This window comes from Polycladospora coralii, assembly GCF_014773435.2.
GTDB lineage: Bacteria > Bacillota > Bacilli > Thermoactinomycetales > Thermoactinomycetaceae > Polycladospora > Polycladospora coralii.
In genome coordinates, this window is sequence record NZ_JACXAG020000001.1 from 394,938 (window position 1) to 407,148 (window position 12,211).

Consider the following 12,211-nt stretch of genomic DNA (forward strand, 5'->3'; position numbering starts at 1 on the left):
GCAATCATTTACGAGTAATGACATCGTCAATAACCCCGTATGCTTTTGCCGCTTCAGCTTCCATAAAGTAGTCCCGATCAGTATCTTGTGCGATACGTTCAAGTGACTGACCTGTTCGTTCTGCCAAAATACGGTTCAGCTGACTTTTCGTTCTCAAAATCCATTCCGCATGAATTTTAATATCTGACGCTTGACCTCTTGCACCACCTAAAGGCTGGTGAATCATAATTTCACTGTTTGGTAATGCAAATCGCTTCCCTTTTGTCCCTGCTGCGAGTAGAAATGCGCCCATACTAGCTGCAAGCCCTACACAAATCGTAGAGACATCCGGCTTAATATATTGCATGGTATCAAAGATAGCCATTCCAGCAGTTACAGAACCACCTGGTGAGTTTATGTACATACTAATGTCTTTTTCTGCATCTTCAGCTGACAGAAAAAGAAGTTGTGCCACTACTAAGTTTGCTATGTGATCATCAATCGGACTGCCGATTAAAATAATACGGTCCTTTAAAAGACGAGAGTAAATATCATACGATCTCTCTCCACGATTGGTCTGCTCAACCACCATCGGAACTAATGGCATGAACGCCACCTCGCTTCCAAAATGGATATTTTGAAAACAAGGCACGTATTCGTTCTGTGCCTCGTTTTCTAAGTTCCTTATAACCATTATGCCTTATTTTGACTTACTGATACAAGTAGATCGATCGTTTTCTTCATACGAAGTTGATCTTTAATCGATTCCAAAGCTCCTTGTGCATCAACCAGCTTACGAATCTCCTCAACATCACGACTCATTTGTTGTGCCATGTCTTCCATTTCTTGATCGATATCTTCAGTACTTGGTTCTAGGTTTTCTGCTTTTCCGATCGCTTCGAGTACGAGATTTGCACGTACTTTCTTCTCTGCATCACCTTTAAATTGCTCTTTTAATTGTTCTTGGTCTTGACCCGTAAATTGGGCATACATTTCTAAGTTTAAACCTTGATATGAAAGTTGTTGAGCAAACTGATTTAACATTTGTTCGGTTTCACTTTCAATCATGACTTCTGGGATTTCAACCTCAGCATTTTGAGCAGCCTTTTCCACTAATTCATTACGGATATAGCTTTCTTTTTCTTTCTCAGCTTTTTCCTGTAATTTTTTCTCTGTATCTGCTTTTAACTCTTCCAAAGTATCAAATTCGCTCACATCTTGTGCAAATTCATCATCTAGTTCCGGCAGATTTAAACGTTTAATTTCATGTAGTTTCACTTTGAAAACAGCAGGCTTACCAGCTAAGTCTTCTACATGGTATTCTTCAGGGAAAGTAACTTCAATATCTTTTTCATCCCCTAGGTTCATACCGATCATTTGATCTTCAAATCCTGGAATAAAAGAGCCTGAGCCAATTTCTAGTGTGTATTGTTCAGCAGTACCGCCTTCAAATGCGACACCTTCAACAGAGCCTGCAAAATCGATAATGACACGATCACCATTTTCGACTGCGCCAGACTCAACTACTTCAAGTTGGCCTTGCTGCTTCTGCATATTGGTTAGTTCTTCTTCAACCGCTTCAGCTGTAACTGTGAAGTCTTTTTCAGGAACTTCTAGTCCTTTGTACTCTCCTAATGTCACTTCAGGCTTTACGGTTACAGTGGCTTTAAAAATAAGGGTTTTCCCTTTTTCTAATTGCTCAATGTCAATCTCTGGACGATCAACAGGGAATATTTCCGTTTCTTTAACTGCTTCTTCATAAGCTACTGGCAATAAGATATCTAAAGCATCTTGATATAGAGATTCTACACCAAAGCGTTGTTCGAAAAGCGAACGAGGTACTTTACCTTTACGAAAACCAGGTACGTTCACCTTTTTCACGACTTTTTTAAATGCTTGATTTAATGCATCGACTACTGCTTGCTCATCTGTTTCTACTGTAAGTATTCCTGTATTTTTCTCTGTTTTTTCCCAACTTGCCTTCATCGTACAAACCTCCTGATAACAATCTATTCAATTTATGGATGAATTAGTCCGCAACTTGCCATTTAAATAGCAACCACTACATTATAACACAGGCCAAACACTTTGCAACACGAGGGAAGTAGAAGATATTCGTACATTCCAGACAAATTTGCATGAATCATTTTCTATAAATCCTGTATGTAGTTTAAGTTTTTTTACCATCGTTCCAAATGAGATACCCTACTCATTTTTCACTTGTGAATACCATTCACGGTATGATGTTCATCATATGTCTTTAGGAAAAAAGAGTTCCTCTTGCTTTTTGGTGATCGTCCTTATCAGAAAAACAAACTGCCACCCCCTATAGATAGAGGATGGCAGTTTGATCATTGAACTGAAGATACTCCTGTAAAGGGTACTCTAAACGTCCCGTTATTCGTTACAATGGTGAAATAATCACAGTTTACTTCCGAAATTGTGCCCGTATAAATTGCTTGTGCATTTGTAAGAACCGTACCTGTTGCTCCAATCGATTCGATACACTTTAAAAAATTGCAGAAACAAGGTGCAGTTGTTGAAGTTGGTGTACAACCCTTTGTTTTTTTTGAGTCACATGTGTTACAACCACCACAATCACAACTGTGGCTGCTGCTATGGGAGTGCGAGCTTTTTTTCGAGAAAAAACCATCATCGAATACACCGCTATTAATAATCGTAGACACCTCAATTCCTCCTTATTACTACGTGCTTAGCCTTTATCAATGTATATCACTACTGACATTCTGCTCATACACTATGAGCACAAACAAATAGACGACACGGTTAATAACCATTTTATGAAAGATAAATATTGATAAACGTCCATCTATGGGATAGCAAATACCATTTGGGTGTAGTCATATATCCGTTTCAATTGGAAAGATGACTAAATATACTGTGACAAATATCTTTCAGAAAGGAGGAGGATCTATGGGCAAAAAACCATTGAGAAAAAAACGCAAAAAAAGTCCTCTTTCTTACTATTCCTATGGTAAGCATAAGCGCACACCACTTTATACCCACAAAAAGCGATACCCCTCCCATAAAAAAAATGAAATTGGTAATATTGATGTGGAAAACGAAATTAACAATCAACCCGAAACAAACACTGATGCCACAAACAAGGTAACAACAGATAGTGACTCGACAGCAAAAAATAGTGCTGATACATCCAGTGAAGCGGACAACCAATCAGACGCACAAGCTAAAACGGAGGCTGACACTTCCAGCGATGCCCAAAATCAAGCGAACTCCGACAGTGACTCCATTGTTCACAGTCAATCCGAGAACAGTAGCGGAGCAAACGTTGAACCGGATAGCTTTTCCACCACAGACGCTTCGAGTGATGCCCAAAATGACAACGATTCCGACAGTGACTCCAAGGCTCAAAATCAATCCGAAAATGCGAGTGAAGCAAGCAGTGATTCTGAAAGTGAATCAAATGCCCTCAACCGTTCAGACACCTCTAGTGGCGCTAGTGTCAATCCCGATAGTACTTCTACCACAAACGCTTCGAGTGATGCCCAAAATGACAACGATTCCGACAGTGATTCCATGGTTCAAAACCAATCCGAAAATGCCAGTGGGGCAAAAAATGATTCAGATTCTGAAAGTGGATCAAACGCCCTCAACCGATCAGATACCTCTAGTGGCGCTAGTGTCAATCCCGATAGTACTTCTACCACAGATGCTTCGAGTCATGCCCAAAGTGACAACGACTCCGACAGTGATTCTAAGGCTCAAAACCAATCCGAAAATGCCAGTGGGGCAAAAAATGATTCAGATTCTGAAAGTGGATCAAACGTCCTCAACCGATCAGATACCTCTAGTGGCGCTAGTGTCAATCCCGATAGTACTTCTACTACAGACGCTTCGAGTCATGCCCAAAGTGACAACGACTCCGACAGTGATTCTAAGGCTCAAAATCAATCCGAAAATGCCAGTGGAGCCAAAAATGATTCAGATTCTGAAAGTGGATCAAACGTCCTCAATCGAACGGATACCTCCAGTGGCGCTAGTGTCAATCCCGATAGTACTTCTACTACAGATGCTTCGAGCGATGCCCAAAATGACAACGATTCCGACAGTGATTCTAAGGTTCAAAACCAATCCGAAAATGCCAGTGGGGCAAGTGCAAATCCCAACAGCTTGTCCACTAGTAATCCCGATACATCCAGTCAAGCACGGAATAAAGCGGATTCAGATACTGAATCTACCGCACAAACCCATTCTGATACATCTAGCGGAGCAAACGTAAATCCCAACAGTTTGTCCACTAGTAATCCCGATACATCTAGTGGGGCGAATGTAAACCCCAACAGTTTGTCGAATAGTAATCCTGAAACATCCAGTCAAGCTCGAAATAAAGCGGATTCAGATACTGAATCTACCGCACAGACCCACTCCGACACATCTAGCGGAGCAAACGTAAATCCCAACAGTTTGTCCACTAGTAATCCCGACACATCTAGTGGGGCGAATGTAAACCCCAACAGTTTGTCGAATAGTAATCCTGATACATCCAGTCAAGCTCGAAATAAAGCGGATTCAGATACTGAATCTACCGCACAAACCCACTCCGACACATCTAGCGGAGCAAATGTGAATCCGAATAGCTTATCTACCAGCAATCCTGATTCTAACAGTGGCGCGAATAGCAACCCGCAACTGAGTAATAATTCCGAGGTATGTCCGAAGACCGATGCAAACACTTCGACGAGTGATAGTGGAGCTACAAACACTTCAGATACAACCAGTGGAGCTACAAATGACACCGATTTAGCCAATGATAGTGATTCACGTAACGGTGACTTAAGCACATGTAGCGATTCAAAGTCAAAAAACGATTCAAAAAATAACAACCCGAGCAAATCGGATAATGCACTTAGTACTACCAGTGAATCCAAAAATAAATCACATAACGATAGTGATGCATCCAATGCCTTTGATCATGATACAGCTTTAGATAGTAAGGCGAGTGGAACTGCTAGTGCAGCCAATAATTCAGCAAATACCATATCGCATGGGAATACCAATTCCTTTTCTGTAGGAAACAATACGATTGTCAATGTTACAGATAATTCCTTTGGCGTTTCAATGCTTTTAATGATGAAGCTACTTACAAATTCTGACTCTGATCAAAATATTGATCTTTGTAATTCTCACAAAAATCAAGGAAAATCCAATTTCACTAAAAAATTGGAGTACACATTAGATGCATTATTAGAAGAAGAAAAGCAAAAAAGAATGTTATTAATGGATCTTTTACAAAAACAAAACACGACTAATGTACACCATACAAACAAATAGTTAGCATCATTAAAAACATCCATGTGATTTTAAAAATTGCAGGGAGTGCTATATGTGTGAACGAATGACTATGTGGAGAACACGGATATCGTCAATGTCTAAGCTGTTTGTACAGCCTTATCGATTCGTATCGCATATGATTATGATAAGAATCCCTCGTACGCTTACTCCTCATCTCAATTTTCATTTACTTTGTCATGGCCATAAAAAAAGATGTGCCCACAGTATATACTGTGGGCACATCTTTTTTTATGGCATCCCAGGAGCGATTCGAACGCCCGACCGACGGCTTAGAAGGCCGTTGCTCTATCCAGCTGAGCTACTGGGACATATTGTAAATCATTGCTGTAACGAACAATATCTATAATAGGATAACCTCAGCAAATTGTCAACTGTTTTTTTGCTCAACTGATGCTATAGCTTCAAATTCCGATCCAATAGGAGTGAAACGGAACGATTTAAATCAGGAAAGGGACGATGATCTAAACCAAAGTAATCGACCTGAGCCTGATTCCCATTTACGTTCAAAACCACATAGGTCGAGTGCGAAAACCCTCTGGGTTTCGAGATACTCCCTGGATTTATCAACAGCACGTCCCCAATTTTTTCGCAAAATGGAAAGTGAGAATGACCAAAGCAAGCGATCTGTGCCCCGACTTCCTCACAACGATAACTTAAAGGAATCGGTGTTCGTTTCACTTGGTAATCATGCCCATGTGTGACCAGTATACGAAGTGGCTCCGCTTCCCAAATCGTTTCTTCTGGGAAAGGGCTCCAATCACAGTTTCCTTTCACCACTGTGATTGGCGTGTCTTCAAATTCTTCTCCATCTGTACAAACATCTCCGCAGTGAATCACGTGGTCTGCTCCTACGTTTTCCATTATTTTTAACACTTGATCCCTTTGACCATGGGAATCAGAAAGAACTAAAATGCGCATAGGATCACCTTTTTAATTGAACTTGCTCGAAGTCATAGGTATCCTGCAACACTTGGATCAGTTTTCCCGTTGCTTTGGCCCGATGACTGATTTGGTATTTTCGTTCTGCAGACAATTCTGCCATTGTCTTTCGTTCTGCGGGAATATAGAAGAGCGGATCGTAACCAAATCCATTGTTTCCACGCGGAGTTGGAATAACCACCCCTTCACATTCTCCACGTACAATCTGTGTTTCCTGCCCTGGGACTGCAAGTGCCATCACACACACAAATTTCGCCTTACGTTGCTCTTCTGAAAAGTGCTTAATTGCTTCCATTAATTTATGATTATTTTGAGCATCTGTGGCATTTTCACCTGCATAACGAGCCGAATATACCCCAGGTGCTCCATCAAGTCCCGACACCATAATCCCGGAATCATCAGAAATGACGGGTTTGGCTACGATTTTTGCAATGCTTTCTGCTTTTTTGATCGCATTCCCTTCAAATGTGTCTCGATCTTCTACTATTTCAGGTAAGTGGGGGAATGCTTTTAGTCCCTTCACTGTCAAACCAAATTCATGTGCAAACAAATCCTGAAATTGTTTAATCTTATTTTGATTTCCACTTGCCACTAAAATATATGGATATGGCCATTCTATCATTACCTTTTAACCCCTCTACACCAAAAATGAAAGAGAGGACCTTTACAGGACCTCCTAAATCAATTTCGCATTTTCACCAAGCGCCTCTTTTTGCATTTGGATCAGTTCAGCTGTTCCCTTCTGGGCTAATGCTAATAACTGTGACAATTGATCTGCGGTGAAGGGTGCCTCTTCACCTGTGCCTTGAATTTCAATAAAAGCCCCTGATCCAGTCATCACCAAATTCATATCTACATCTGCATTAGAATCTTCTTGATAACACAGATCTAAGCAAGGTTCACCTTTTACAATCCCTACACTCGTAGCGGCCAAAAAGTCAGAGACAGGCATTTTGGCAATGGTCCCATTTTTCACCAAAGGCACCAACGCGTCTATCATGGCTACAAACGCTCCAGTTATGGCCGCAGTACGTGTACCGCCATCAGCTTGAATCACATCACAATCTAACCATAAGGTACGCTCTCCAAGTGCCCGTAAATCAATGACAGATCGAAGCGCCCTGCCGATTAGGCGTTGAATCTCCATCGTTCGTCCACCTAGTTTACCTTTACTTGCCTCTCGAATGGTGCGTGTTTGAGTAGCACGTGGCAGCATGGAATATTCAGCCGTTACCCATCCCTTCCCACTATTACGTAAGAAAGGTGGTACCCGTTCCTCTACCGTTGCCGTACAAATCACCTTTGTATTTCCTACTACTATGTATGCTGATCCTTCAGCGGTTTGAATATAATTGCGCTCAATGGTCACTTCCCTTAATTCACTATTAGAACGTCCGTCAACTCGCAATCAGATGGCCCCCTTTGCTAAATGTCTTAAGTATAGCACACCGTATGAAAAAGAAAAGGAATGACCTGAGATCATCCCAATTCTTCACCCCATTATAACCCATTTGGGTTAATCATTTGTGGTCGCGTGACAGGTTGATCACTTTTTGCATTTTTTGCGCCATTTACACGTATCGATTGATCTCCATTTACAGTTACCTTGACTTTGCTAGCCTGCAAATTTTCAGTCAGTGATAGAACGATCATTTGCATAGCATCTTTAGCTGCAGCATTTTGATTATCGTATTGTAACAGTTGCTCACCAAAATCAGCTACAACCACATCTTTTTCTTGCTTCACCTTATTCACTTGCAAAGAGGTATCTAAAACACCGACTAAATCTTTGGAAGTATGCAACGGCCCTTTGATTAATTCACTCAAAACAGTTTCTCCAACTTTATCCGTTCGATTCACCATCCGCGTTACAGGCACATAATACACATTGTTATCTGTAGTTTGTCCCAAAAAGTAAAGCGTAACTGGCATACTTTTCGTTAAATTTACGCCTTCCGCGATCTCTAAGTTAATTCCGCCATTACGTGTCAGCTGTTGCGATTTATTTTTTTGCTTGGGCATATCTGCTAGCGGTTTCCCCTCTACCCAGATATTGACATGCTTTACTTTATCAAAACCCGTCAAACTCCACACGACTGCTTCTAATAATTCGTTTTCAATCTTCTCGTCATAACTTAAAAACTCTTTAGAAAAATCAATCGTCGCTACACCTTCTTTAATATCTAACCCCTTCACTTTTGTGCCTGCTGGAAGAATCGGTGTAAAGCCTTTAGGTAACAAACTGGTGACAGGTCCATCTTTTACCATATAAGTCATTGCATCTTTGGCAATTGATTTTGTCGTAGGAATGTTAAGTGTATAAGGGACAACATAACCAGTATCTGTAAGAAAGAACAACTCCACGCCTGTCGCTTTCTCCTCTTTAGCACTCGCTTCCTTCTCTTTTTCCGATTGCTTTTCTTGCAAATTGACGGCTTCAGCATGATTGTTTAATGCACTTTCTGGTGGTGGATCAATCGGTGAAGATGAGTTTTGTTCTGGACCATATAGGCATCCTGTTAATCCGAGTGTAATGAAAATTGAAACCAAACCCACACCAACAACTTTATAGTTAATCATTCTATTTCCCCTCCATGGACAAGATGATGTAGTACATATATACGAGCATAGAGGAGAATTAGCACAAAAATTTTTTATTTATGTGAGCGTGATGATTTGCATGATTTTCTCACACCACTTAGGCCAAGCAATCTTTCATTGTGGAAAGCGAGACAGATTCTGCATATACGGATTTACCCAGCCAGTCAGAAGCAATCCGAGCAAAATTATCACTAGATCCCGTTGTAAAAAAACGATGTTGATTCGTCTGTTTCTGTGCAAGCAAATTTTGATGATACAAAATCGTACTCAGCTCACTTGCCGTTTCTTCAGCAGAACTAATCACTGCTATATTTTCTCCCATAACCTGAGTAATAGGTTGGGTAAGAAGAGGGTAGTGCGTACATCCTAGAATTAAAGTATCCATCTCTTCTTTTGGCAGTGGTGCTAAAGATTCGGCAACCACATCATAGCTATCCACACTATTCCAGTTTCCACTTTCTACCAATGGCACTAAGTTAGGACATGCTAGGCTATGTACTTCCATCGTGGGTTGAATCCGCTTTAATGATTTTTCATAAGCACCACTTTTGATCGTCCCTACCGTTCCAATTACACCTATCTTCTTATTCTTTGACGCTTTAATGGCCGCTCTCGCACCTGGGTCAATGACACCTAATACGGGTATAGATAACTTTTTCTTGAGGTACACTAAAGACACGGCAGTAGCCGTATTACAAGCAATTAGTAGGGCTTTGAGCGGAAATTGCATCAGAAATGCAACCAATTCTTTTGTAAATTGAAATACTTCCGTTTCAGAGCGCGGACCATATGGACAACGAAGAGAGTCTCCAAAATAATAGATGGTTTCAAGTGGTAGTTGTCTCATCACTTCTTTGGCTACCGTTAATCCACCAACACCAGAATCAATGATACCAATTGCGTATTCATTTTTTTGTGGTTGTATCTGCATAATCTAATGGCATCTCCAATCCAATCACCAAGTAAAACCCTTTCTGTCCAAGAAAGGGGGGATGGCTAAGTTTTCTTCAACTCTCCACATAAGAGAGCAAGGTATTTTTTCATTTCTAACATTTGGTCATCCGAAATAGATAAGAATACTTCAGTGAGATGAATTCGTCTAGCTGCTATCACTTCATCGATGACTTTATGTCCTTTAGGTAGGATATGAATACGTATGATGCGCCGGTCACGATCATCGCGCACGCGTTCAACGATCTCACTACGTTCCATACGATCGATCAAATCAGTCGTTGTACTACATGCTAAAAACAATTTCTGACTCAGTTCTCCAATTGTCATATCCCCATCATTTTTGAGCCATAATAATGCCGAAAACTGCGGAAATGTAACAGCAGACTGAGCTAATATTTCTCTACCTTTTTGATCTAACATCACACTCATCTCATGAAGAAGTTGTTCGATGTCACTGATCGTCTGATCTTTATTCATTCATGTACCCCTTCTTAAGCCACACAGTACCCCTTATTTTAGCATAGTACACTCGTTTCAGCCAAGGTTCCAGGTGGAGAATCAACTCCACCTGATTCACCACGAACATCATGCAGACTGCCGCAAACCCTTATGCTTCTTCGTCAGACTCATTGTATGATGTTCCAATTTGCTGATACGCCTCCCTGATGGACTCCGTAACCGGTTCGTCTGCATATGAGGCATCTAACTCATAACCAACTTTCACTTCATTTTTGCGTCGTTTTTGCTCTCGTTCATTCAATTGCATACGCATTCACTCCTTAATCGTCATTGTGAGTAGTATGCAACAGAGCCTCATCCAATATGACTGGTAAAATTGCCTGTAAACATACAAATACCGATGGGGATAAACCCCCATCGGCTTCAAAAAAACTTACTTCGTTACTGTATGCTTCTCTCTTTGTTCCAATCCTTTGTAAAGTTTTGAATGTACCTTTTTACCTTTTTTCTTATCTTTCTTTCCTTCTTTAGCTGATTTGTAAATTAATTTTGCAGCTAAAGTGCCTGCCGTTTTTAAGTCCTCTTTTTGAATTTTGTCGATCGTATCTTCATCTGTATGATAGTAAGGATCTTCTGAGTAGTGGAAGAATACGACTGGAATACCAGCTTGTTCAAACGCGTAGTGATCACTACGAGTAGATGAACCTCGCTCGAAGGTAATACCATCTTTTTCAGCTAATTCGGCTGCATCATCAGCAATCCAAGAGACGGCATCTTCTTCACCTGTCATGAGATTAAGTGTATCCCCTACACCTACCATATCCATATTTAACATCCCACTAATATTTTCTTTCTCAGCGTCATCTAAAGCGTCTACATATTCATATGCACCTATAAGACCAGCCTCTTCTGCTCCAAATGCAACGAAGCGAAGATTGTGATCTAACTTTTTCTTAGCAAGTACGCGAGCCACTTCTAACAGGGTAGCTGTACCCGAAGCATTATCATTTGCCGCTGGTGTATCAACACCATCATAGTGCGCTCCCACTATCAAGGTTTGCGGATCTTTTGCTTTTTTACGTGCTTTTTTATTGGCGATGACGTTTTGTGAATAGGTTTCAATGGTCTCCGTATTTGCGTTTAATGTAAGTTGCACCTCACCTGACTCTAGTAAGCCAAGTAAATCATTGCCATCTACATCAGATAAGGCAAGTGCTGGGATATCGGTTTGACTTCCCAAAGTACCACTAATCAACCCTTCGGAATGATTAAAGATGATCGCACCAATCGCACCCGCGTTGGCAGCATTTTGTACTTTATCATAAAAAGAGTAGCTTCCTCTCTTAATTAATGCAATCTTTCCCTCTACATCGATACGACTAAAATCTTCAGCTGAACCTAATTCCGCATATACGATTGAACCAGATAATCCGCCCTCAGGAGTAGCAGGTGAATAGGTGAAAGCTTTTGATTCCAGATTTTTCGATTCAGGAGAAGTCAATGCAATGGAGCTACCATGATCGGCAAACGAAGTAAAGGGGAACTGCTGCATCTCAACTTCATACCCTAATCGACGCAATCGCTTCGCTACAAATTCTGCTGCTTCTTTTTCACCTTCTGTACCTGCTACGCGTGCATCATCTTTATTTGCCAAATGCGCAATATCTTTATAAATTCGTTCTGCTTTAATCTTTTTGAATGGTTTCTTATCTTTAGAAAAATCAATATCTACTGGTGCAAATGCAGTTGTAAATAAAAGTGTTGTACTTGCAAGAAGTGCGACCCATGTTCTTTTACGACTTAAGATCATATGCTGAACTCCCCCTCATTGTAAATTCAATATTAAGATTTCTACAATAAATGAAATATTCCTGCTTTATTTGGGTGACTTCAAAAAAAAGCCCGACATGGATCTTCGAGTTGGCAAATCCCTATTTTATTGGTA

12 protein-coding genes and 1 tRNA gene are annotated in these 12,211 nt (G+C 40.7%); 1 reads left to right on the top strand and 12 read right to left on the bottom strand.

Annotated elements, in window-relative coordinates; all coding sequences use genetic code 11:
- Positions 1–4 precede the first annotated feature (4 nt).
- The 3 genes from clpP to IC619_RS02050 form a co-directional block, all read right to left on the bottom strand.
- The gene (gene clpP / locus IC619_RS02040) at positions 5–586 is read right to left on the bottom strand and encodes an ATP-dependent Clp endopeptidase proteolytic subunit ClpP (RefSeq protein WP_191138450.1); all 582 of its coding nucleotides are present in this window, start codon (positions 584–586) and stop codon (positions 5–7) included.
- Positions 587–672: 86 nt separating this feature from the next.
- Positions 673–1,965, bottom strand: coding sequence for a trigger factor (tig, locus tag IC619_RS02045; protein ID WP_191138451.1), 1,293 nt, complete (start codon positions 1,963–1,965; stop codon positions 673–675).
- 365 nt (positions 1,966–2,330) lie between these two features.
- Positions 2,331–2,666 (bottom strand): hypothetical protein, encoded by a 336-nt coding sequence (locus tag IC619_RS02050; RefSeq protein WP_191138452.1) that lies wholly within the window; start codon positions 2,664–2,666, stop codon positions 2,331–2,333.
- A 247-nt stretch (positions 2,667–2,913) separates the two neighbouring features.
- Between IC619_RS02050 and IC619_RS02055 the strand changes: the two genes are divergently transcribed.
- Positions 2,914–5,292 carry a hypothetical protein gene (locus tag IC619_RS02055; RefSeq protein WP_191138453.1) on the top strand — a complete coding sequence of 793 codons (2,379 nt, stop codon included), beginning with the start codon at positions 2,914–2,916 and terminating at the stop codon, positions 5,290–5,292.
- Between the two features lie 252 nt (positions 5,293–5,544).
- Here the strand turns inward: IC619_RS02055 and IC619_RS02060 are convergent.
- The 9 genes from IC619_RS02060 to IC619_RS02100 all read right to left on the bottom strand — a co-directional run bounded on the left by IC619_RS02060 (position 5,545) and on the right by IC619_RS02100 (position 12,076).
- Positions 5,545–5,621: transfer RNA gene (locus IC619_RS02060), tRNA-Arg, on the bottom strand.
- An 85-nt stretch (positions 5,622–5,706) separates the two neighbouring features.
- A complete protein-coding gene (locus IC619_RS02065) occupies positions 5,707–6,231 on the bottom strand; it encodes a metallophosphoesterase family protein (protein ID WP_191138454.1) in 525 nt (174 codons plus the stop codon).
- Positions 6,232–6,235: 4 nt separating this feature from the next.
- A complete protein-coding gene (locus IC619_RS02070; RefSeq protein ID WP_191138455.1) occupies positions 6,236–6,874 on the bottom strand; it encodes an XTP/dITP diphosphatase in 639 nt (212 codons plus the stop codon).
- A gap of 54 nt (positions 6,875–6,928) precedes the next feature.
- Entirely contained in the window at positions 6,929–7,660 is a 732-nt protein-coding gene (rph, locus tag IC619_RS02075; protein ID WP_191138456.1) for a ribonuclease PH, read from the bottom strand.
- A 92-nt stretch (positions 7,661–7,752) separates the two neighbouring features.
- The gene (locus tag IC619_RS02080; RefSeq protein ID WP_191138457.1) at positions 7,753–8,832 is read right to left on the bottom strand and encodes a GerMN domain-containing protein; all 1,080 of its coding nucleotides are present in this window, start codon (positions 8,830–8,832) and stop codon (positions 7,753–7,755) included.
- Positions 8,833–8,950: 118 nt separating this feature from the next.
- On the bottom strand, positions 8,951–9,784 hold the full coding sequence (racE, locus tag IC619_RS02085) for a glutamate racemase (RefSeq protein WP_191138458.1): 834 nt from the start codon (positions 9,782–9,784) through the stop codon (positions 8,951–8,953).
- Between the two features lie 65 nt (positions 9,785–9,849).
- The gene (locus IC619_RS02090) at positions 9,850–10,236 is read right to left on the bottom strand and encodes a MarR family winged helix-turn-helix transcriptional regulator (RefSeq protein WP_430624087.1); all 387 of its coding nucleotides are present in this window, start codon (positions 10,234–10,236) and stop codon (positions 9,850–9,852) included.
- Between the two features lie 178 nt (positions 10,237–10,414).
- Positions 10,415–10,573: a hypothetical protein gene (locus tag IC619_RS02095; protein ID WP_191138460.1), complete on the bottom strand. Its 159-nt coding sequence runs from the start codon at positions 10,571–10,573 to the stop codon at positions 10,415–10,417.
- A 126-nt stretch (positions 10,574–10,699) separates the two neighbouring features.
- A complete protein-coding gene (locus IC619_RS02100; RefSeq protein WP_191138461.1) occupies positions 10,700–12,076 on the bottom strand; it encodes a DUF4910 domain-containing protein in 1,377 nt (458 codons plus the stop codon).
- Positions 12,077–12,211 lie beyond the last annotated feature (135 nt).